We start from the raw sequence: 20,559 nt of genomic DNA on the forward strand, positions 1-20,559 counted from the left end.
GGGCCCGAGTCTCGAGGCCGCCTCCCGTCCCTTGCGAAACGCGAGCGGGAGCAATCCTTGGTGGATTCCGCTGGCAGCGTCCGGCGCCTGCTCCCCCGCCTGCCCAGCACCCGGTCTCCGAGGAGGAACAGGCGCCAGGCGCCCGCGCCTTCAGCGCCGCGTGCGGGGGCGCATCAGCGTTCCGCCGGAGCGGCTGGTGCGCGGGCACGGGAGGCGCGGCGCGCTGACGGCCTCCACCGCCTCCGTCTTCGCGAACCAGGGGCAGCAGTTGGCGCAGCCCGGGCAGCGGCGGCGGAAGCGGCGGGCACCCTGGTGCCAGGCCCGGCCCTCGCGATCCGGGGGCGGAGCCACCTGCGTGGCGAGCACGTCCCCGGGCCAGTTCTCCGGCACGTCGTCGTCCCAGGACCCGGGCACCGTCTCGCGGGCCTGACGGGCGGACACCCAGCGCTCGCTCTCCGCGGGGTCCTCCAGCGCGAGCCTCGCGAGCATCTCCAGTTGCAGCAGGTCATGGAAGCGGCGGGCGCAGACGTCGCAGGTGGCCAGGTGGCCCCGGACGCGGCGCTGATCCTCGGCGGACAGGCTGCCGTCCAGGAAGGGCTGGAGGTCTTCACACGCGGTGCTCATCGTTCCCTCTCCTGGCGGCGGCGTTCCGCGGTGTCGTGGAGCATGGCCTTGAGGCGGCGGCGGGCGTGGAAGAGCCACGTGCCCACCGTTCCCGCGCTGGGGGTGTTCATCCGCCGGGCGATCTCCGCGTGGCGCAGGCCCCGCGCGTGCAGTTCGAACGCCTGACGCAGCTTCTCGTTGAGCCGCGCCACGGCCTGGCGCAGTTCGTCCTCCGTGACGCACTCCCACTGCTCGGGCTCCGGCGCGTCCTCCGGGTCCTCGAAGAGCATGTGGACGTTGTGCAGGTCCACCCGGCGGTCCGTCTCCGCGCCCTGGCGGCGGCACTGGTCCAGGAACCGGTTGTGCAGCACGCGCACCAGCCACGCGCGGCGTGCGGGCTCCGGCCAGCGCTTGAGCCGCTCCCATTGCAGGAGCGCGCGCAAGAGCACGTCCTGCACCAGGTCGTCGCAATCACTGGCACTCTTGCCGCAGACATTGCGCGCGATGGCGACCAGCACCGGCTGATGGCGGATCGCGAACGCGGCGAACTCCCCTCCAGAGCCCTCCCGGACTGGCGGCTCCTCCCTCCCTGGCACCATGCGACCGCCTCCCTTCCCTCCAGAGAACGCCGAGGGCCGGATTCTTTTCTTCTCACGGATGCGACAAATGCTGTCGCGCTTCTTTCCGCAGCACGGCGACCAGTACGGCTGAAACACTTCAAGCAGACGCCAATTCCTTGCATGGAATAGACAGACATCCAGGGACTCCCCGATCCAATGTCTCTCCATGGGTGAGACTTGCCTCCGGGGTGGCTCGGGCCAGACCCGGCGTGAAAAGGGGGGCGGAAAATGGGCGTCAGCATGCCCCGGCGGCGTCCCGGCGGATGGGGCGGTTTCGTGAACGCGGATCCGCGGTGGAGGCGGGCCCGGGCGGCACCTCCTGGTGCGTCAGGCGGGGGGGGAGTCCTCCCGGGGCCCGGGGAAGCGTCCTCGGACGAAACTCCCCCCTTGCGTGCCTGGGGAGTCCTTTGGTCCTCTTGGGCCACCGCCGTATGCCCATGGAAACCGCCGCCGACAGCCGAGAGTACCGCGTGGTCTTCTTCTGCCCCGCGTCGAACGCCCGGCTCGAGCGGCTGGAGGTCCCGGTGCGCCGGCTGCTGTCGCGCATCCAGGCGCCTCCGGCGGAGCTGGCCCCGCTGAGCGAGGCCGGTGCGCTCACGGAGGCCGGGTGGCAGGTGTACCTGGTGCGCTCGCTGACGGAGCGCAGCGCGGCGCAGGCCATGGCGGCCTACGTCAGCGAGGCCACCTGCGCGCTGGCCGCGGAGGTGGACGCGGAGGTGCTGGGGCTCTACGTGGACGTGTCCGGGGACTCCGCGCGCATCTGCCGGTGCGGCCCGGAGGACGGGCCGGAGACGTTCGCCGGGCGGAGGCAGGCCGCGCTCACCCGCACGTCGGAGTGGCTGGAGGTCGCCCCCGCGAGCCTGTCCGCCCTCTTCCAGTTGGATCCGCCGGACGCCGAGTACGAGCCGGACGCGGACGACCGCTTCGTCGAGGAGAAGCTGCGTGAGGCGCGGGCCCTGATGGAGCGCTACCGCACCGCGGCGAAATGAGGTCGAGCACCCCGGAGGACCTGTCGGGTCGCTGTGCGCGCTGCTACCTGCCCACGGCCCTGTGCCTGTGCGCGGACGTGCCCGTCATCCCCACGCGCACGGAGCTGCTGATCATCCGGCACAACAAGGAGTCGCAGAAGAGCACCAACACGGCGCGCATCGCGGCGCTGGCCCTGCCCCGCTGCCACATCGTGTCGTACGGCGCGCCCGGAGCGCCCTTCGACGCGTCGGTGCTGGACGCGCCGGACACGTGGCTGCTCTTCCCGGACGCACCGGAGGCGGAGGGGCCTCCGCCGAAGCGGCTCGTGGTCATCGACGGGAGCTGGGCGCAGGCGCGGCGCATGGTGCAGCGCGTCCCCGCCCTGCGGCGCCTGCCCGGCATGAGGCTGCCGCCGCCCGCCCCGGACACGCGGCGGCTGCGCAAGCCGCCGCACCCGGACGGGATGTCCACGCTGGAGGCCATGGCCGGCGCGCTCGCGCGGCTGGAGGGCGAGGACATCGCGAAGCCGCTGCTCACGCTGCACGAGCTGATGATCGAGCGCGTGCTCGCGAGCCGCGGGCGGCTGGGCTGGGAGAACTACCTCTAGCGGGCGGTGGCCGGGGCGCTACAGAACGCACCGGAACTCATCGAGCCCCAGCAGGAGGGACCCTGGTGCCTGCGGGGGCTGGACGTTGCCCGCGGCATCTCGCGCGAAGGAATCCGCAGCGGGCCAGCAAGCACTCTCGTTCCCAGTGTACTTCGGGTACGCCTGGACTTCGTCGACCGGCGAACCGTCCAGATAGAAGCGGATCCACGTCTCGATGTTCCGCTTGGGGACGAGGCGGGCGATTCGCTCCGGATTCGTCACAGGCGATTGCCCCTGCTCCTTGAGCGCCGCGTCGAGTTGCTGGCGGCGGTCATGGACGGAGTTGGCGGGATCCGCATCGATATGGATGATCAACGCCGCGTTCACGTGAGCAGTCCGATGCGCCTTGATCTGCTCGGGCGCACGCTGGCGCACATACTGCTCCCCTGCGCCTCCTACAGAGGAGGGCAATGGCTCCGTGCGAATATCCCGACGTCCCACACCCCGAGATTTAAGCGCTCGTTCAATGAAGGTTCGTGCCTGTTTATCCTCACAGAGGATGACGTACTTGACTCCACGACTACTCATGAGGCGGCTCCGTGGTGTCCTCCCAGCCGCGTGCGACGACTTCCGCTGAATTCAGCCCAGGAAGCCCTTGGAAGGGCTCGATTCTCGAAGGCCCTCCGGCCTGGCGGAAGAACCTTGTTCCATTCGAGGGAGCCAGCTGATTGAGGAACTCGGGATGATGGCTCACGAAGAAGACCTGGGGTCCGTCTTCCTCCGAAGCAGCATCGACGACGTCGAGCAGCCAAGGCTGAATCTCCCGCAAAGCGACGTAGTTGTCGGGCTCATCGAAGATGATCAGCCGCCCCGGTTTGATCACGGTGTGGCGCAAGATGTAGAGCGCGATGAGCGCGCGCTGGCCGTCTGACAGCTCAACAAAGTCCACCGAATAAGGGGCTCCCTTGCCTGCGGAGAACCGGACCTGGAGCTGGGGCCGTGTCTTGTCCACCGCCAGTGCTTCAAATCCCGGGATGACCTCGCGAAGCGCATCCTGGATACGGATGGCATCCATCAATTCATGCGTGATGAGCGGCGGGTACCACGACGCGAGATTGTGAAGGCTCTCCTCGAGCATGTCGCGTTGCGCGTCCGTGCGGCCCGACATCCGGCGTGGATCCGGACGGAAGTACCAAACGTCCTCGTCAAGCCAACGCTTGAATACCGCGAGCTTCTTGGCCCCTGTCCCGAGCGCACTCAGTCCCGAACTGCCTGTGCGGGCGCTGAACGTGACGTCCGGCGCCCCCTTACTTCCACGTATCGTGAGCTGCCCGTTGACGAACTCCAGCAGTGACGTCTCGTTGCAATGAAGAGACTCGAACCCGACCCGGGTATTGGATGGTTCCTCTTCATCGTGGTCTACCTGCAAACGGTACTTGTAGAGATCCTGGCCCAGTCGCACATCCAGTTCCACGCGCTGGTTCAGCCTGGATTCCCACCGGGTCCGGGACTCGTGTGGGAAGCATCCGCGGACCTCGCGGTCTCGTACAACCAGACTTCGCACACTCCACAACACGTCGAGGACCGACGTCTTGCCCGAGCCGTTCTCTCCCAGCAGCAGCGCCAGCCGGTCGGGCTTCCACTCGAAGTTGACGAAGCACCGGTAATTGTCGACGTAGAGCCGCTCAAGCATTCGTGCCTCCTACCACAGCCTACTGGAGGACGACCTTCTGCATCTCCGCCGCGAAGGGCACGGGCTCCAGGAAGCCCGTCACGCGCGGCTTCGTCAGCACGGTGCCGTCCGGGTTCACGAAGGCCACCGTGGGCAGGCCCTCCACGCCCAGCTTCTCCATCAGCGCATCCAGGCGGTCCTCGCTGTTCGTCGCGTCGATCTTGATGGTGAGGAAGCGGCTGTCCTGCGCCTGGGAGATGACCTCCGTGGACGGGTACGTCAGCCGGTCCAGCTCCTTGCAGGCCGCGCACCAGTCCGCGAAGAAGTCGATGAGCACCGGGCGGCCCTCCTTCTTCGCCGCCGCGAGCACCCGCTCGAACTGGCCGGCGTCGAACGTCGCCTGCTTCTCCGGCATCACGTGGTGCCACTGCCAGGACGGCGCCACCGGGCGCTCCTGGAGCCCCATGCGCACCCACAGCTCACCCACGGGCCGCGCGTCCAGCGCGCCGCCGCGCACCACCAGCGCGCCCACCACCAGCGCCACGCCCAGCGCCTTGAAGCCGAAGTCGCGCGCGCCCTCCTTGAACGAGCGGTGCACCGCGCCCACCCCGACGCCCACCACCACCAGCGCCGCGGCAATCACCGCGCCGGGCACCTGGCCCACCTCGGCGCCCAGCGCCTTCACGTGGTCGCGCGCCCAGGGGAAGGCGTCCTTCAGGTACGAGAACGCGAGCGCCACCAGCATGATGCCCAGCACGCTCTTCACCCACTCCATCCACACGCCACCGCGCGGCAGGCGCACGGTGAAGACGCCGATGAGGAAGAACGGCACGCCGATGCCCAGCGCGTAGATGAACAGCAGCGTCGCGCCCAGCGTCGTGTTGGCGGACTTCGCCACGAAGGCCAACAGGCCCGTGAGCACCGGCCCCGTGCACGGCGCCGCCAGGAACCCGGACACGCTGCCCATCACGAACGCACCGGCGATGCCCGCGCCGCCCACGTTGCTCAGCTTCGTCTGCAGGGACGACGGCAGCGCCAGCTCGAACGCGCCGAACATCGACGAGGCCAGCAGCAGCAGGAACGCCGCCAGCCCCATCACCACCGAGGGGCTGCCCAGCATGGCGCCGAAGGCCTGGCCCGTCTTCGCCGCCAGGATGCCCAGCGCGCTGAACACCACGCCCATGCCCACGATGTACGACGTCGTCAGCGCCAGCGAGCGGCCCCGCGCCTCCGCCTTCCTCGCGCCGAACACCGACACGGTGATGGGGATGAGCGGGTACACGCACGGCGTCATCGCGGTGAGCAGGCCGCCGGCGAACACCACCAGCGCGCCCCACGCGAGGTTGCCGGACTCCAGGAACCGGGCCGCGTCCAGCCCGGCGCTCGGCCCCGTGGGCAACAGCCACGGCACCACCGCCACCGCCACACCCGCCACCACCGCCGCCAGCGTCAGCTTCTTCGTGTCCATGCGTGCCTTACGCCTCCGCGCGTCCGGACCTTCGGAGGCCCCTTCTATATGCGGAGGCCGGGGACGCGGCTACCCCGCCGGCATCTGCGCGGGGGAGGCAGGCACCTTCAGCCCCGCGGAGCGCGCCAGCCCCATCACGCCCTCCACGGCGGCGGCGATGTAGCCAAAGGGGTTCGCTCCATCCACCGCCGTCACGTGCACCTCGCCCATCCGCTGCTGGAAGGCCGCCGCCACCTGCGGCAACTGCTGCGCCAACGTCAACTGGATGACCTCCGGGCTCACCGCGTTCTCGATGTCGCGCAGCGTCTTCGCGCGCTCCAGCTCCAGCCCCTGCTGCGCGCGGGTGCGCCGCAGCTCCAGCTCCGCGATGCCGGCCTCCGCCTCCGCGATGGACTGCTTCGTCAGGAGCACCTGGAGCCGGGCGGACAACTGCTCGGCCTCCTGCTGGGCCTCCGCGAGCTGGACCTCGTGACGCGCGGCCTCCGCCTCGCGCTGGCGGCGCAGCCGGTCCAGCTCCACCTGGGCCCGGGCGGCCTCCGCCTCCTGCTCCCAGCGCAGTTGCTCCAGCTCTCCCTGCGCGCGGTTGTACGCGAGCTGCCGCTCGCTCGTGAGCCGCGCCTCCTCCAGCCGCGCGTCCGTGGCCAGCGCCTCCAGGCGGGCCTGCTCCTTCAGTGCCTGCGTGCGCGTGCGGACCTCCTCCTGCGCGGCCAGCTTCGCGAGCGCGACCTCCCGCTCCACCGACGTGCGCTCCTGCTGCTGCTGGCGCACCTGCTCCATCTTCGCCTGGGCGAGCCGCGCCTCCACCGCGAGCTGCTCCAGCCGCGCCTGCTCGTCCGTGCCCTGCGTGCGCTGGCGGACCTCCTCGCGCGCGGCGAGCTTCTGGAGGTTGAGCACGCGCTCGGCCTCCGTCTCCTCGCGCCGCACGAAGCGCTCCTTGGCCAGCTCCGCCTCGCGCGCCTGCCGTTCCTGCTCGCGGCGGAAGCGGGCCTGCATGTGCTCGAAGACGGCGCTGGAGAGCACGCGCACGTCCTGGATTTCAATCGTGTCCAGCAGCACGCCCCAGCCGGAGTCGGTGCGGTCCTCCAGCCGGCCCCGCCCGGAGAGCACCGGCGCGATCTCTCGCATCAGCTCCTCGGCGATGCCCTCCTTGCGCCGGGTGAGGCACTGCTCCACGGTGAGGTTCGCCACCAGCCGGCGCGCCGCGCCCACGAACATCTCCCCGAGCAGCTCCGCCAGCTTCTCCTGCGCGCGCTCCGGGTAGCTGAAGTTGAGCATCCGGAAGGCCACCAGCGGATCCGCGATGCGGTACACCGCCAGGCCCGTCACCGCCACGCCCACCTTCTCGCTCGTCACCTGATCCGCGGTGAACTGGAAGCGCTGGATGCTGGTGGGCACGATGGCCACCGAGTCCCCCGGCAGCTTGAAGCAGCTCGCGCCCTGGCCGCTCACCTCGCGCACGCGCCCCCGACGCATGTGGATGAGGAACTCGCTGGGCCGCGCGGTGATGAGCCCCCACTTCTTCACCTTGTCCGGATCCTCCGCGGGCTTGCCCGCCCGCCAGCCGTCCGCGTAGCGGGAGCGCTCCAGGCCCCCCTCCAGGCGGATCAGCGACGGCCGCCCCATCCCCTCCTGCTGCATGTCCTGGGCGTTGCTCCGGGCCTGCGACTTCGCGTTGGCGCTCATGTGTTGGCACCCTCCGCGCCGGCACCAGTGCAGGCGCCCGGCCATGCCCGGCGGGGCCTTGAAACGGGCACTTATGGGCGCGCGAAGCGCTGTTTCGGATCACCCCGCGCCAACCTGGCGCAGCCGGAGTGCTCCACTCTGGAGGCGCGTTGACCCAGGCCGGCGCACTCCGCACGCATCGACCTGATGCGTCGGAGACAGGGGCCCCGGACCCCATGTTCCCTTGACCCGAGGGGGGTCGATTTTATAATTGACCAGTCCGGTCCACATTCGTGTGGGCCCATGTAGACCCTGCCGCTGCGCGCGGCCCCACCGCGTCGCCGGGGAGCGGAGGGGTGTTCCACCCTCCTGCATCACTTCTTCCTGAGGACTTCATGCTGAACCTGCCCATCTACATGGACAACCACGCGACCACCCCGCTCGACCCGCGGGTGCTGGAGGCGATGTTGCCCTACCTCCGCGAGGACTTCGGCAACGCGGCCAGCCGCAACCACGCGTTCGGCTGGAAGGCCGAGGCCGCGGTGGAGAAGGCGCGCCGGCAGGTGGCGGACCTCATCGGCGCGTCGGAGAAGGAGATCGTCTTCACCTCCGGCGCCACCGAGTCCGACAACCTGGCCATCAAGGGCGTCATCGAGTTCTACAAGTCCAAGGGCGACCACATCATCACCCTGAAGACGGAGCACAAGGCCGTCCTGGACACCTGCAAGCGCCTGGAGCGCGTGCGCCAGGAGCGGCTGGATGAGCTCAAGCTCCTGCGCCTGGGCCAGTTGGCCGAACGCGACGTCACGCCGGAAGAAGTCCCCGAGCTGGCGGCGAAGTTCAACCTGGACGCGGACGACACGTACAAGAAGTGGGCGGAGCTGCCCACGGGCGGCGCGCGCGTCACCTACCTGGACGTGGAGAAGGACGGCCGCGTGAGCCTGGAGAAGCTGGCCGCGGCGATGACGCCCAAGACGGTGCTCGTCTCCATCATGTTCGCCAACAATGAAATCGGCGTGGTCCAGCCGGTGGCGGAGATTGGCAAGCTGTGCCGTGAGAAGGGCGTGCTCTTCCACTGCGACGCGGTGCAGGGCGTGGGCAAGGTGCCCTTCGACGTGGAGAAGATGAACGTCGACCTGGCCTCCATCAGCGCGCACAAGATGTACGGCCCCAAGGGCGTGGGCGCGCTCTACGTGCGCCGCAAGCCGCGCGTGCGCATCGCGCCCATGGTGGACGGCGGCGGTCACGAGCGCGGCATGCGCAGCGGCACGCTGAACGTGGCGTCCATCGTCGGCTTCGGCGCGGCGGCGGAGGTCGCGAAGCAGGACCTGCCGGAGGAGGCGGCGCGCCTGCTGCGCCTGCGCGAGCGGCTGCGCACCGGCATCATGGAGCAGTTGGACATGGTGACGGTGAATGGAAGCCTGGAGCACCGCATGCCGGGCAGCCTCAACATCTCCTTCTCCTACGTGGAGGGCGAGGCCCTGATGATGTCCATCAAGGACGTCGCCGTGTCCTCCGGGTCCGCGTGCACGTCCGCGTCGCTGGAGCCGTCCTACGTGCTGCGCGCGCTGGGCGTGGAGGAGGACATGGCGCACAGCTCCATCCGCTTCGGCCTGGGCCGCTTCAACACGGAGGAGGAGGTCGACTTCGTCATCCGCCTCGTGGTGGACAAAGTCCGCAAGTTGCGAGACATGAGCCCCCTGTACGAGATGGCCAAGGAAGGCATCGACCTCAAGAGCATCGAGTGGACCGCCCACTAGGCGCTCCCCTCCCCTCAAGACTTCCCGCCGGGCACGGAAGCCCCCGCCCGCCCGGCCGCGCATCGGTTGCCCGGATGGCGCATCAGTTCAAGCGTTGTGTGAAGGAGCGTTAGACGCATGGCTTACAGCGAGAAGGTCATCGAGCACTACGAGAACCCCCGCAACGTGGGGACGCTCGACAAGAACGACCCGAACGTCGGCACCGGCCTCGTGGGCGCCCCAGCCTGCGGCGACGTGATGCGCCTCCAGTTGAAGATCAGCGACTCGGGCGTGATCGAGGACGCGCGCTTCAAGACCTTCGGCTGCGGCTCCGCCATCGCGTCCAGCTCGCTCGTCACCGAGTGGGTGAAGGGCAAGACGGTGGATCAGGCCATGACCATCTCCAACAAGGACGTGGCCCGGGAGCTGGCGCTGCCCCCGGTGAAGATCCACTGCTCCGTGCTGGCCGAGGACGCCATCAAGGCGGCCATCGAGGACTTCAAGAAGAAGCGCGCGTCGCGGCAGGCCTGAGGCTTCCGCGCGGCACTTCTTCTCACTGGATTGAGGACGACCCCATGAACGAGCAGGCCCAGACGACCCAGGCCCCTCAGACGCCCCCCAAGCCGGCCCCCAAGGGCATTGGCCTGGCGGACAGCGCGGTGGCGCGCCTCAAGCAGCTCCTGGAGGAGCGCCAGACGCCGGACGCCGGCCTGCGCATCGCCGTGAAGGGCGGCGGGTGCTCCGGCCTCCAGTACTCCATGGAGTGGTCGGAGAAGTCCCGCGAGCGCGACAAGGTGTTCGAGCGCGACGGCGTCCGCGTCTTCGTGGATCCGAAGAGCTACCTGTACCTCATCGGCACGGAGCTGGTGTTCGAGCAGACGCTGATGGCGTCCGGCTTCAAGCTGAACAACCCCAACGTCAAGGCCGCCTGCGGCTGCGGAGAGAGCTTCTCCGTCTGAACTGAAGCGGCCTTCCCGCCCGCCCCGTGGGTCAGGGAGCGGGCAGCAGGGGTCCGGCCCGGTGCCGGGCCCCTTTTTCGTTTCCCCCATGAGGATGTGCGCACCGTGAGGACCCACTTCGACGTGTTCGGGCTGCCCCGCTCCCACGCCGTGGACATGCCGGCCCTGGAGAAGCAGTACCGGGAGCTGTCGCTCCAACTGCACCCGGACCGGGTCGGCCCCGGTGACGCGAAGGCGCGCCTGGCCGCCGTGGAGGGCACCACCGCCCTCAACGAGGCCTTCAAGACGCTGAAGGACCCGGTGCGCCGCGCCTTCTACCTGCTCAAGCTCCACGGCGTGGACCTGGACCGCGAGGACGCGGGCGCCCAGAAGGACATGCCCCTGGAGTTCCTGGAGGAGGTCATGGAGCTGCGCGAGGCCCTGGATGAAGCCATCGCGGCGAAGGACCTGCCCCGGGCCCAGGCCATGGCGAAGGACGTGGCGGGCCGCAAGGCGGCGGCGCTCCAGGAGGCCGTCGCGGCGCTCGGTTCGCTGGAGGCCGCCGGGGATTCTCCGGACGGGGTGAGAAAGGCATCGCACGCGCTGGGGCGGGTGCGCTACTTCACGCGCTTCCTCGAGCAGGTGGACGCGTTCGAGGAGGAGGTGCTCGCGTGAGCAACAACGGCTATCTGCAGATCCACGACCCGCTCAAGCCGAAGGGCCACGTGGTGGGCATCGACCTGGGAACGACGCACTCGCTGGTGGCGTCCGTGTCCCAGGGCAAGCCCCGGTGCGTTCCGGTGGACGAGGGCGACTCGCTCCTGCTGCCCTCCGTGGTGCACTACGGGAAGGACGGCGGCGTGGTGGTGGGCGTTCGCGCGCGGAAGCTCGCGGCCGAGGCCCCCACGGACACCATCGTGTCGGTGAAGCGCTTCATGGGCCGCAGCCCGGACGACCCGGAGACGCGCAAGCTGGGCCACTACGACTTCGCCCCCGGCGCCAACGTGGTGCGCTTCAACGTGGCCGGCGGCCAGCCGGTGACGCCCATCGAAGTGTCGGGCGAGATCCTGCGCGCCCTGAAGCGCCGCGCGGAGGCGCACTTCTCCGGCAAGGTGGAGCAGGCCGTCATCACCGTGCCCGCCTATTTCGACGACGCCCAGCGCCAGGCCACCCGCGACGCGGGGAAGCTCGCCGGCCTGGAGGTGCTGCGGCTGCTCAACGAGCCCACCGCCGCCGCGCTGGCGTACGGCCTGGACAAGGGCAGCCAGGGGATGTTCGCCGTCTATGATTTGGGCGGCGGCACGTTCGACATCTCCATCCTCAAGCTGGAGGACGGCGTCTTCGAGGTGAAGTCCACCGGCGGTGACTCCGCGCTGGGCGGCGACGACTTCGACCGCGCCATCGCGCAGCACGTGCTCCAGAAGCGGGGCGTCCAGTCCCCCACTCCCGCGCAGGTGGCGGAGCTGATGGCCGCCGCTCGAAAGGCGAAGGAGGCGCTCACCGACGCCGCGGAGGTCGTCCTCAGCGTGGACGGCCACTCGCAGCCGGTGTCCCGCGCGGACTTCGAGGCGTGGATCCAACCGCTCGTGGCGAAGACGGGCGCGGTGTGCCGGCGGGCCTTGAAGGACGCGGGCGTGGCGGCGGGCGAGCTGGACGGCGTCATCCTGGTGGGCGGCTCCACCCGCGTGCCCGCGGTGCGCCGCTTCGTGGCGGAGCTGTTCGGCCGCGAGCCCCTGGGCGACATCGATCCGGATCAGGTCGTGGCGCTGGGCGCGGCGGTGCAGGCGAGCCTGCTCACCGACACCGGCCGCCAGGACGAGGTGCTGCTGCTGGACGTCATCCCCCTGTCGCTGGGCCTGGAGACGATGGGCGGCATCACGGAGAAGCTCATCCCGCGCAACTCCACCATCCCCACGGCGGCGGCGCAGGTGTTCACCACGTTCAAGGACGGCCAGACGGGCCTGGACGTGCACGTGGTGCAGGGCGAGCGCGAGCTGGTGCAGGACAACCGCAGCCTCGCGCGCTTCACGCTCTCCGGCATCCCCTCCATGGCGGCCGGCATGGCCCGCGTGGAGGTGCGCTTCCAGGTGGACGCGGACGGCATCCTCTCCGTCACCGCCAAGGAGCAGAGCACCGGCGTGGCGCAGGCCATCACCGTGAAGCCCAGCCACGGCCTGACGGACGAGGAGATCGAAAAGATGCTCCTGGACTCCATCGACTTCGCGGAGGACGACATCCAGGCCCGCCAGTTGCGCGAGCAGCAGGTGGAGGCCGAGCGCGTCCTCTCCGAGGCCGACCGCCAGCTTCGTGAGAACGCGGGGCTGCTCCAGGCCGGCGAGCCGGAGGCCATCCAGGCCGCCATGGCCCGCGTGCGCGAAGCGGCGCAGGGCAAGGACTACCTGGCCGTGAAGGAGGCCCTGCACGCGCTGGACGAGGCGTCCCGGGCCTTCATCGAACGGGTCATGAACCGCGCCATCACCCAGGTGGTGTCCGGCCATTCCGTGGAGGAGTACTGAGCCGTGCCCAAGGTCACCTTCAAGAGCCCCCTGGCCGAGGTCGCCGTGGACGTGCCCCCGGGCACCACCCTGCTGGACGCCGCGGAGAAGGGCGAGGCCCAGGTGGGCCATAGCTGCGGCGGCGTGTGCGGGTGCTCCACCTGCCACGTCTGGGTCCGCAAGGGCCTGGAGTCGCTGAGCGAACAGCGCGACGACGAGATGGACCGGCTGGACATGGGCTTCGACGTCCGGCCGTACTCCCGCCTGTCCTGCCAGACGGAGGTCGGCGGCGAGGACGTCACGGTCGAAATCACCGAGGAGTCCCTCGTCGCCTTCATGGACGAGAACCCGGCCATCCGCCGGAAGCTCGAGTCCGAGGGCCGCTGGCCGCTGAAGAAGTAGGCGGAAAAAAGGGTGTTGACCGGGCGGGGGAGGTTCTCTATACGTCTCGCCCATCACGGCGCCGCGAGGCACCGCGAGCCACCTGCCCAGGTGGTGGAATTGGTAGACACACTAGATTCAGGGTCTAGCGCCTGCAAGGGCATGGAGGTTCGAGTCCTCTCCTGGGCACTGCAGTAGACGAAGGGCCCCGACCACAAGTCGGGGCCCTTTTTGTTTTTCCGGTCAGGGCGGCGCGGGCTCCACGGCCTCGTGCGCCACGTGGTGCGCGGCGGCGTTGGCCAGCCGGCCGCCCTTGCGCAGGTCGCGGATCCGCAGCTTGGAGCGGTGCACGGACCAGGCCCCCACCGCCACCTGGCTGATGACGGTGCCCAGGTGGGTGAGCGTGGCGAAGGCCGCCGCGTCCTCCGCGGGGGAGCCCAGCGCGCGCGCCGCCCAGCTCGTGACGAAGTAGTAGATGCCCATGCCCGCCGGGACGCCCGGCAGCGACTGCCCCAGGGAGATGGCGCCCAGCACCACGGCGCCCGCGAAGAGGCCCCCGGGGATGTGCACGCCGTGCAGCGCCAGGCCGTACGCCAGCGCGGAGGCGAACACCGGGAAGATGGAGAAGAAGAACACCTTCGCCATGCCCTTGAAGGAGCGCGCGGTGCCCAGGCCCTCGCCCACGTGGTTCAGGAAGCTGTCCACGCGGGGCATGGTGTGACGCTGGTGGAGCCAGCGGCCCAGGGGCGCCGCCCAGTGGGCCAGCAGCACCACCAGCGCCACCAGGCCGATGCACAGCGACAGCGCCACGTGCAGCTCCGTGCGGAAGTGGGCCATCGTCTCGCCGAAGGGGCCCAGGAAGGACAGGGCCACCAGCAGCATCAGGCAGGCGAACTCCATCAGCTTGCACACGCCCACGGAGCCCAGGCTCCGGATGAAGGGGATCTTGTGCGTGCGCGACAGGAGGAACGAGCGCGTCACCTCGCCCAGCTTCCCCGGCAGCGCGTTGTGGACGAAGACGCCAATGCCCACCAACTGGAAGCGGTCCTTGAACGGGATGGGCCTGCGCAGCGTGGCCTGCCATTGCACCGCGCGCAGCGGCACCAGCGACGCCTGCAGCAGCATGAACGGCACCAGCCACACCAGGTGCCCCGGCAGGTCGCGCACGAACTTGTCCAGGGGGAAGCGCGGCGTCAGCAGGTCGCCGGCCCCGCTCAGGTTCCACTTGAAGAACGCGGTGGAGAGCAGGAGCAGGGACAGGACGACCCCCACCGCTCCGCCCAGCACCTTGAGCCACGTGCGTCCACCGGCGTTGGGAAGCCGCATGGTCCTCCCCTTCCTCGGTCTCAATGGAGAATCCGCGGCGAGCCGGTGTCCAGGTAGGCCTCCGCCAGGCGCTCGTGCAGCCGCGCGCAGTGGCTCAGGCCGGACAGGTCCACCGGGCCGCTCGCGGGCCACATCACCAGGCTGTCGGACTCCACCTGCGTCAGGCCGCCGTGCGAGCCGAACTCCCACGCGAAGCCCACCGTGCCGCCCTTCTGGACGGCTTCACCGAAGAGGACCAGGTCCCCCGCGGTGTCCATGCGCGGCAGCCCGTGGAGGAAGTCCGCCACGGCGCGCTTGCTGTACTCGGTGGTGAGCGGCGCGCGGTCCAGGTCCTCCGCGCCGTAGACACCTCCGCCCATCACCACCACCGCCTCCGCGCCCCGGCGAATCGCCACCATGCCGATGTCCGGGTTGTTCGTGGCCCGCGCCAGCACCTCCGGATGCCGCGCCAGCAGCTCGCGCGCCTCCAGCGGCACGGAGCGGCCGCTCAGGTAGACGTGGGCGAAGTTGCCGGCCTCCACCACCACCGGGATGAAGGGCGCGCGCGCGGCGGTGTCCGGCGCTGGCGCCTGGCGCCCGTCCAGCAGGCCCCGGCGCACGTCGTCCTTCAGCGGAGGCACCTCCCCCTCGAAGAGGACGGCCTCCAGGCGCCGGCCCTGGCGCTGCTCCAGGGGCAGGCTGTCCACGTGGCCGTGGTCCGACAGGAGGATGACGTCGTAGGGCTCCGGCGCGGCGCGGGCCACGGCGAACAGCTCCGCCAGTGACGCGTCGACCCGGTAGAGCTCCTGGAGCGCCAGCTCCGAGCGCGGGCCCCGGCGGTGGGCCACCTCGTCGTAGTTGCCATACACCAGGTAGATGAGCGGCACGCCGCGCACCATGTCCACCAGGGACTTGGTGTGCGCGAAGCTCCAGCCCAACCGCTGGAGGAGGATGCGGCTGACGAGGAAGCCCTGCTCGTGGCGCCAGTCGTTGAGCGAGCGCGCCCACTGGCGCACCTCGCGCGCGGCCTGCCAGGACTCCATGCCGAAGGAACGCAGGAAGTCCCACGCGCCCTGCGTCCGCGCCGAACCCAGCCCCTGGAGCTCGTACGCGAACGAGCGCGCCATGAGCTTGAAGCTCGACAGCGTGCTCATGCACATGCGGTTCATGGCGCCCGCGTGGAAGAGCGAGAAGTACGTGTGGCCGCCGTCGTCCAACAGGCTCGTGCGGCCGTGGCCGCGCAGGCGCGCGTCGATGGCCATCGCGTCCGCGGGCGTGTTCATCTGCACCTTGCGGCCGAGCGCCCGGTCGTACCAGCTATAGCCCGGCAGGTTCGGGTGCCTCAGCCCGTAGAGCAGCCCCGCCTGGAAGAAGGGCGTGGACGTGGGCGCGCCCCAGAACGCGTTCTCCAGGTGATACGCGCCAGAGCGGACGAGCTGTGAAACAAAGGGCATGCGCCCTGTGACAATGGCCTCGTCGAGCAGCGCCTTGGGCACCCCGTCCAGGTGGACGAGCAGAGCGTTCCGGGGCCGACGCGCCGCCACGGGCGGAACTTTCGATCCAATCCTCCGGACGAGGGTATTCGCCCAATTTCGTGAATTCTCGCTGACGAGCTCGTTGAGACTTTCGCGCACGTTGACGGCTCCCCCATCCCCCAAGGCAAAATGGGCATTCAGGGGGACAGGAGCTTCCGGGGCCGCGCTGCTCTCTTGGAGAGCAGGCGGGCGGATGGGCTCGCTGTCCCGGGCTGGAATCGACGCGCCCCCTCGGGGCTTCACGGGGTTTCGATGCTGGCTCCAGTCGTCTTCCTCTTCTTCTTGCTGATGTCGTTGAGCGCCGTGGCCGCCGGCCGCACGGCGCCCGGCCTCGTGCCGGTGAAGCGGACGCCGACGATGGACGGCATCGCGCTGCCGCTCGTGTCCTTCAGCTCGGACCAGGGCTTCGGCTACGGCGCTGTCGGCGGCATGTACCTCTATGGCGACGGCAGCAAGACGCCCTACGCGCATGCCCTGTCCGCGCAGGTGTTCTTCAGCTCGCGCGGCGCCATGAATCATTACCTCCGTTACGACGGGCCGCAGTTGCTGGGGCCCCTGCGGCTGGAGGGACGGCTGGAGTACCGCCAGGAGAAGAGCAGCCCCTTCTTCGGCGCGGGCAACCTGTCCGCCCCGGACTTCCGGGGGGACGTGGACGACCAGCGCTACAACTACGACAAGGGCTCGCCGGGCCTCTGGGTGCGGCTGCGCGGGCGGCCCTTCGGGGACAAGCACCCGTTCCAGTCGTACGTGGGCTACGGCTGGCGCTACACGCGCGTGTCACCCTACGAGACGTCCATCCTGGCGCAGGAGCGGCCCATCGGCATCGAGGGCGGGCCCAGCGGGCAGCTCCTCGCGGGGGCGCTCTGGGACACGCGTGACGACGAGTCCGACCCCACGTCCGGCGGCGTGGAGGAGGTGGCGCTGCGCGTGTCGGGCCTGGCCACCTTCAGCCGCTACCAGTACGCGGGCGTAACGCTGAGCGAGCGCCGCTACATCCGCATCACCCCGCGGCTCATCTTCGCGCAGCGGCTCACGCTGGACATGCTCTTCGGGGAGGTGCCGTTCTTCGAGTGGATGACCACGGGCGGCGTCAACGTGTCCGAGGGCATTGGCGGCATGAGCAGCGTGCGCGGCATCGAGCGCAACCGCTTCGCCGGCAACGTGAAGGCGTTCAGCAACTCCGAGCTGCGCTTCCAGGCGGCGCGGATGAGCGTGCTGGGGCAGCCGCTGGCGCTGGGCGCGGTGGTGTTCCTGGACCTGGGCCGCGTGTGGCATCCGGGCGTGACGGACGGCAAGTGGCATGAGTGGCACCCGGGCATCGGCGGCGGCCTGCGCTTCTCGCGCCGCGCGGCCGTGGTGCGCATGGACTACGCGCGCTCCACCGAGACGGGCCGTCAGCGCTTCTACATCACGTTCGGTCACATGTTCTAACGGCGGGCCCGGGCGCGCGCCGCGCGGAATTTCACGTGAGCGCGTCCACCCAGCCGCGAAGCCGCGCATCCACCTGCGCCTCGCCGCGCACGCCCTGCTCCACGTCCAGCGTCAGCGTGAGGAAGCCGCGCGACTCCAGGCCTTCGCGCAGCGCTTCGCGCGCCTGGGCATCCGGGGCGAAGAGGATGCAGCCGTCACCGCCGCCCGCGCCAGAGAGCTTGCCCGCGCAGTGGTAGGATGCGGCGATGGCCAGCACGCGGCGCATGCCCTCGGTCTCCAGCGGGCCCAGCTCCAGGAGCAGCGCGTGCTGGGCCTTCACGGCCTCGGCGAAGGCGCGGAAGTCGCCGCCGCCCAGGCCATCTTCAATGGCGTGGCCCAGCGCGTCCGAGCGCTCCACGAAGGCCTTGCGTCCGGCCTCCGCGAGGCGGGCCTCCACCTGGCCGATGAGGAGCTTCGTGGACGCGCTCTCGCCGGTGAAGGCGTAGAGCATGGACACGCGCGGCACGGGCATGCGCCACAGGTCCACCGGCGGGGACTCCGCGAGCGCGGCGTTGAAGCGGCCGGTGTTGGCGGCGTCCGCGAGCGCGGTGACGTCATAGCGCCGGTAGCGCACGGCGCCGCCAGCGAAGCTCGTGGCCACGTCGCCGCCGCTGCCCTTGCCGCCCTGCCCCAGCGTGTGCGCGGTGAGGGCGAGCTTGAGGACGTCGAACTTCTCCTCCAGCACGAAGCGCGCGGCCTCCGCGGCGAGCACCGTGGCGGAAGCGCTGCCGCCGATGCCCAGCTTGTGGCCCCCGGGGCCGAGCGCGCCTGGAGCGACGGCCACGTCGAAGCCCACGCTCGCGCGGCCATGCGCGCGCAGGGCTTCATCCAGCGTGCGGGCGACGAACGAGAAGCCGGCGGGCACGTCGCGGTCCCACTTCACGCCCCGGGGCGTGGTGAGCCCCTGGAGCGTCCCCTCCTCCAGGCAGATGTGCACGCGCGAGTCCGGGCGCCTGCGCACATAGGCGGCCGTGCGTGGGCCCACGGCCACGAGGCGCGACACGCCGCCCCACAGCACGGCGTACTCGCCGGAGATGAACAGCTTGCCCGGGGCGGAGAGCGCTCGGTCCATCCGTGTGTCACCTCGTGCAGACACGACGGCCCGGTGCCTGCGTTGAAAGCCTTCCGACAGGGGATTCGCTGGAGCCACAGGCCGGCTCCAGCGTCATGCGCCGTTCGTCAGAACAGGTGCTCGGTGAGCAGCGTCGCGTCACCGCCGGGCACGCAGCGCACCACGTCCACGGCGCCGCAGGCGCGGGCCAGGGCCTCCGCCGCGACCTCGTGGGCCGCGTCCGTCAGCAGCACCGGGTTCGGCCCCGCGTCGAGCGTGAACCACACCGGCACGCCCTTCTTGCGCTGCTCGCGCAGGTGCTGGATGAGCCCCAGCGTCGCCGAGTTCAGGTAGCAGAGCGGCGGATCCGCCGCGAGCGAGGTGGAGTGCATGCGCCACGCGTTGCGCTCGCACAGCTCGCCCAGCCCCTCCAGGTCCTTCTTCGCGATGAGCTCCCGGGCGCGGGGCACCTCGGCCTCCGCGTCCTTCACCCACGCCGGATAGTAGGGGCTCGTCTCCACCGTGTTCTTCATCCCGTCCCGCGACTTCACCTCCTTCTCGCCGCGGTCGAGGATGGCCACCACCATGCGCAGGTCCGCCCAGTGTCCCGCGTCGAAGCGCTGCACGGCGTAGCTGTCCTCGCCGTCCGCGAGCTCGCCGCGCATCCACTCGCAGAAGCCGCCCTGCACGCTGCGGCACGCGGAGCCGCTGCCCCGGCGCGCCAGGATGCTGGACGCCCGCGTGTCCTGGGGCAGCCCCGCCGCCGCGCGCCCCGCCACCGCCAGCGCCGCGAAGCCCGCCGCGCTGCTCGCCAGCCCCGCCGCCATGGGGAAGTCCCCGCGCGACACCACCTTCGCGGGCCCCAGGTCGCGCCCCGCCTGCACGCGCACCGCGTCCAGGAGGCGCAGCACGCGGTCGCGCTCGCTGCCCCTGGCCACGTGGCCGTGCAGCTCCACCGTGTCCGACGGCGCGCCGAACTCCACCGTCGTCGTCACGTGGATGGGGGCCAGCGTCAGCGACAGGCTGGACTGGTGCGGGAGGATGAGCGCCTCGTCGCGCTTTCCCCAGTACTTCACGAGCGCGATGTTGGGATGCGCCCGGACCGTTGCCTTCATGGAATGTCTCCCTGGAGCCGTGGACCCGCGAGCTGGCTCGCGAAGCAGCGCACGCCGTCGCGCGTCAGCCGCGCGACCACGGGCTCCGGTTCGGGGAAGAGGCCGATGACCGCGCCACCGTCACCTCCCGCCCCGGTGAATTTGGCCCCCAGCGCGCCCAGCGAGCGCAGCCGGAACACCATGTCCTCCAGCGCTGGCGACGACAGCCCCAGCGCGTTCAGGAGGCCCTGGTTGACGTTCATCGCGTCCCCCAGCCCCTCCAGGTCGCCCGTCTCCACCGACTTCGCCGCCTCGGTGACGAGCCTGCCCACCTGACCGAAGAGCCGCCGATAGCGCTCCGGCCACCGCGCCTGCCGCTCGCGCAGCGCCCCCACCGTCAGCTTCGTGGGACTGCGCGCCCCCGCCAGCGCCACCACCACCGACACCGGCCGAGGGCTCTTCAATGCGCGCGCGCGGCCCGTGACGCCCGCCGGCGACTGCACCCGCCGGTAGAGGATGAGCTGCTCCTCCGCGCTCGTGGTGTGGTCCACGCCGGACGGCGTGCCGTGGAACTCCTGCTCCATCTCCCACGCCAGCCGCGCCGTCGCCTTCGCCGTGGGCGCCTGCCCCGCGGCCTGGAGCAGCACGCGCGACGTGGCCACCGCCAGCGCCGCGGAGCTGCCCAGCCCCGCGGACAGGGGCAGTTGCGGCTCCAGGGTCACCTTCACCTTCGGCTCGCCCACCAGCTTCGCCGCCCGCGCGAAGGCCTTGCGCATCATCCGCTTCTGCGCCGCGTCCGCCGTCACCGGCACGTCCAGCACGCACGAGCGCGAAGGCCCGCCGCGCGCCACCACGCCGATGCTCAGGGGGCCGGCGATGGCCGGGTAGCCGTACACCACGCTGTGCTCGCCCAGCAGGATGACCTTGCCGGCACCGAAGGCGACCAGGGGATTCATTGCGGAAGTCATGGC

20 protein-coding genes and 1 tRNA gene are annotated in these 20,559 nt (G+C 70.4%); 10 read left to right on the top strand and 11 right to left on the bottom strand.

Annotation, left to right across the window (positions count from 1 at the left end):
• Positions 1-150: 150 nt before the first annotated feature.
• Entirely contained in the window at positions 151-624 is a 474-nt protein-coding gene (locus tag K8556_RS20755; protein ID WP_223741810.1) for an anti-sigma factor, read from the bottom strand.
• Positions 621-1,202, bottom strand: coding sequence for an RNA polymerase sigma factor (locus tag K8556_RS20760; protein WP_120564062.1), 582 nt, complete (start codon positions 1,200-1,202; stop codon positions 621-623). Before K8556_RS20760 ends, K8556_RS20755 begins: the two co-directional genes overlap by 4 nt.
• A 458-nt stretch (positions 1,203-1,660) precedes the next feature.
• On the opposite strand from K8556_RS20760, the gene K8556_RS20765 reads away from it, so the two are divergent.
• Both K8556_RS20765 and K8556_RS20770 read left to right on the top strand, forming a co-directional pair.
• Positions 1,661-2,212: a hypothetical protein gene (locus K8556_RS20765; protein ID WP_014395291.1), complete on the top strand. Its 552-nt coding sequence runs from the start codon at positions 1,661-1,663 to the stop codon at positions 2,210-2,212.
• On the top strand, positions 2,209-2,799 hold the full coding sequence (locus K8556_RS20770) for a tRNA-uridine aminocarboxypropyltransferase (RefSeq protein ID WP_223741811.1): 591 nt from the start codon (positions 2,209-2,211) through the stop codon (positions 2,797-2,799). Before K8556_RS20765 ends, K8556_RS20770 begins: the two co-directional genes overlap by 4 nt.
• Positions 2,800-2,817: 18 nt before the next feature.
• Here the strand turns inward: K8556_RS20770 and K8556_RS20775 are convergent, their stop codons facing one another.
• From K8556_RS20775 to K8556_RS20790, 4 genes are all read right to left on the bottom strand, one after another.
• Positions 2,818-3,213 (bottom strand): hypothetical protein, encoded by a 396-nt coding sequence (locus K8556_RS20775; protein ID WP_223741812.1) that lies wholly within the window; start codon positions 3,211-3,213, stop codon positions 2,818-2,820.
• 145 nt (positions 3,214-3,358) lie between these two features.
• Entirely contained in the window at positions 3,359-4,471 is a 1,113-nt protein-coding gene (locus K8556_RS20780) for an AAA family ATPase (protein ID WP_223741813.1), read from the bottom strand.
• Between the two features lie 19 nt (positions 4,472-4,490).
• Positions 4,491-5,918, bottom strand: a complete 1,428-nt coding sequence (locus tag K8556_RS20785; RefSeq protein WP_223741814.1) for a protein-disulfide reductase DsbD — start codon at positions 5,916-5,918, stop codon at positions 4,491-4,493.
• A gap of 69 nt (positions 5,919-5,987) precedes the next feature.
• Positions 5,988-7,601, bottom strand: coding sequence for an SPFH domain-containing protein (locus tag K8556_RS20790; protein ID WP_223741815.1), 1,614 nt, complete (start codon positions 7,599-7,601; stop codon positions 5,988-5,990).
• 377 nt (positions 7,602-7,978) lie between these two features.
• On the opposite strand from K8556_RS20790, the gene K8556_RS20795 reads away from it, so the two are divergent.
• The 7 genes from K8556_RS20795 to K8556_RS20825 all read left to right on the top strand — a co-directional run bounded on the left by K8556_RS20795 (position 7,979) and on the right by K8556_RS20825 (position 13,322).
• Entirely contained in the window at positions 7,979-9,340 is a 1,362-nt protein-coding gene (locus tag K8556_RS20795; RefSeq protein WP_223741890.1) for an IscS subfamily cysteine desulfurase, read from the top strand.
• A gap of 117 nt (positions 9,341-9,457) precedes the next feature.
• A complete protein-coding gene (gene iscU / locus K8556_RS20800; protein ID WP_120553652.1) occupies positions 9,458-9,850 on the top strand; it encodes a Fe-S cluster assembly scaffold IscU in 393 nt (130 codons plus the stop codon).
• A gap of 44 nt (positions 9,851-9,894) precedes the next feature.
• Complete coding sequence (locus K8556_RS20805) at positions 9,895-10,278, top strand: iron-sulfur cluster assembly accessory protein (RefSeq protein WP_223741816.1); 384 nt, start codon at positions 9,895-9,897, stop codon at positions 10,276-10,278.
• Positions 10,279-10,383: 105 nt separating this feature from the next.
• A complete protein-coding gene (gene hscB / locus K8556_RS20810) occupies positions 10,384-10,932 on the top strand; it encodes a Fe-S protein assembly co-chaperone HscB (protein WP_223741817.1) in 549 nt (182 codons plus the stop codon).
• Positions 10,929-12,773 carry a Fe-S protein assembly chaperone HscA gene (hscA, locus tag K8556_RS20815; protein ID WP_223741818.1) on the top strand — a complete coding sequence of 615 codons (1,845 nt, stop codon included), beginning with the start codon at positions 10,929-10,931 and terminating at the stop codon, positions 12,771-12,773. Before hscB ends, hscA begins: the two co-directional genes overlap by 4 nt.
• 3 nt (positions 12,774-12,776) lie before the next feature.
• Positions 12,777-13,154, top strand: a complete 378-nt coding sequence (locus K8556_RS20820; RefSeq protein WP_120548006.1) for a 2Fe-2S iron-sulfur cluster-binding protein — start codon at positions 12,777-12,779, stop codon at positions 13,152-13,154.
• 84 nt (positions 13,155-13,238) lie between these two features.
• A tRNA-Leu gene (locus K8556_RS20825) sits at positions 13,239-13,322 on the top strand.
• A 54-nt stretch (positions 13,323-13,376) separates the two neighbouring features.
• Here the strand turns inward: K8556_RS20825 and K8556_RS20830 are convergent.
• Together K8556_RS20830 and K8556_RS20835 are read right to left on the bottom strand one after the other, a co-directional pair.
• Positions 13,377-14,459 carry a lysylphosphatidylglycerol synthase transmembrane domain-containing protein gene (locus K8556_RS20830; protein ID WP_223741819.1) on the bottom strand — a complete coding sequence of 361 codons (1,083 nt, stop codon included), beginning with the start codon at positions 14,457-14,459 and terminating at the stop codon, positions 13,377-13,379.
• Positions 14,460-14,479: 20 nt separating this feature from the next.
• Entirely contained in the window at positions 14,480-16,072 is a 1,593-nt protein-coding gene (locus K8556_RS20835) for an alkaline phosphatase family protein (RefSeq protein WP_223741820.1), read from the bottom strand.
• A gap of 153 nt (positions 16,073-16,225) precedes the next feature.
• Here K8556_RS20835 and K8556_RS20840 point away from each other — a divergent pair, with 153 nt between their 5' ends.
• On the top strand, positions 16,226-17,404 hold the full coding sequence (locus tag K8556_RS20840) for a BamA/TamA family outer membrane protein (RefSeq protein ID WP_223741821.1): 1,179 nt from the start codon (positions 16,226-16,228) through the stop codon (positions 17,402-17,404).
• 31 nt (positions 17,405-17,435) lie between these two features.
• Here the strand turns inward: K8556_RS20840 and K8556_RS20845 are convergent, their stop codons facing one another.
• From K8556_RS20845 to mvk, 3 genes are all read right to left on the bottom strand, one after another.
• Positions 17,436-18,515: a mevalonate kinase gene (locus K8556_RS20845; protein ID WP_223741822.1), complete on the bottom strand. Its 1,080-nt coding sequence runs from the start codon at positions 18,513-18,515 to the stop codon at positions 17,436-17,438.
• A gap of 107 nt (positions 18,516-18,622) precedes the next feature.
• Complete coding sequence (gene mvaD / locus K8556_RS20850) at positions 18,623-19,609, bottom strand: diphosphomevalonate decarboxylase (protein WP_223741823.1); 987 nt, start codon at positions 19,607-19,609, stop codon at positions 18,623-18,625.
• Positions 19,606-20,544: a mevalonate kinase gene (mvk, locus tag K8556_RS20855; protein WP_223741824.1), complete on the bottom strand. Its 939-nt coding sequence runs from the start codon at positions 20,542-20,544 to the stop codon at positions 19,606-19,608. The genes mvaD and mvk overlap by 4 nt, the downstream gene beginning before the upstream one ends.
• Positions 20,545-20,559 lie beyond the last annotated feature (15 nt).

Origin of the sequence: Corallococcus sp. AS-1-12, from assembly GCF_020036995.1 — a bacterium.
Lineage (GTDB): Bacteria > Myxococcota > Myxococcia > Myxococcales > Myxococcaceae > Corallococcus.

Coding starts and splice junctions, on each gene's coding strand:
- K8556_RS20755 (WP_223741810.1), bottom strand. CDS start 624: ATGAGCACCGCGTGTGAAGACCTCCAGCCCTTCCTGGACGGCAGCCTG.
- K8556_RS20760 (WP_120564062.1), bottom strand. CDS start 1,202: ATGGTGCCAGGGAGGGAGGAGCCGCCAGTCCGGGAGGGCTCTGGAGGG.
- K8556_RS20765 (WP_014395291.1), top strand. CDS start 1,661: ATGGAAACCGCCGCCGACAGCCGAGAGTACCGCGTGGTCTTCTTCTGC.
- K8556_RS20770 (WP_223741811.1), top strand. CDS start 2,209: ATGAGGTCGAGCACCCCGGAGGACCTGTCGGGTCGCTGTGCGCGCTGC.
- K8556_RS20780 (WP_223741813.1), bottom strand. CDS start 4,471: ATGCTTGAGCGGCTCTACGTCGACAATTACCGGTGCTTCGTCAACTTC.
- K8556_RS20785 (WP_223741814.1), bottom strand. CDS start 5,918: ATGGACACGAAGAAGCTGACGCTGGCGGCGGTGGTGGCGGGTGTGGCG.
- K8556_RS20790 (WP_223741815.1), bottom strand. CDS start 7,601: ATGAGCGCCAACGCGAAGTCGCAGGCCCGGAGCAACGCCCAGGACATG.
- iscU (WP_120553652.1), top strand. CDS start 9,458: ATGGCTTACAGCGAGAAGGTCATCGAGCACTACGAGAACCCCCGCAAC.
- K8556_RS20805 (WP_223741816.1), top strand. CDS start 9,895: ATGAACGAGCAGGCCCAGACGACCCAGGCCCCTCAGACGCCCCCCAAG.
- K8556_RS20830 (WP_223741819.1), bottom strand. CDS start 14,459: ATGCGGCTTCCCAACGCCGGTGGACGCACGTGGCTCAAGGTGCTGGGC.
- K8556_RS20840 (WP_223741821.1), top strand. CDS start 16,226: ATGCTGGCTCCAGTCGTCTTCCTCTTCTTCTTGCTGATGTCGTTGAGC.
- K8556_RS20845 (WP_223741822.1), bottom strand. CDS start 18,515: ATGGACCGAGCGCTCTCCGCCCCGGGCAAGCTGTTCATCTCCGGCGAG.
- mvaD (WP_223741823.1), bottom strand. CDS start 19,609: ATGAAGGCAACGGTCCGGGCGCATCCCAACATCGCGCTCGTGAAGTAC.
- mvk (WP_223741824.1), bottom strand. CDS start 20,544: ATGAATCCCCTGGTCGCCTTCGGTGCCGGCAAGGTCATCCTGCTGGGC.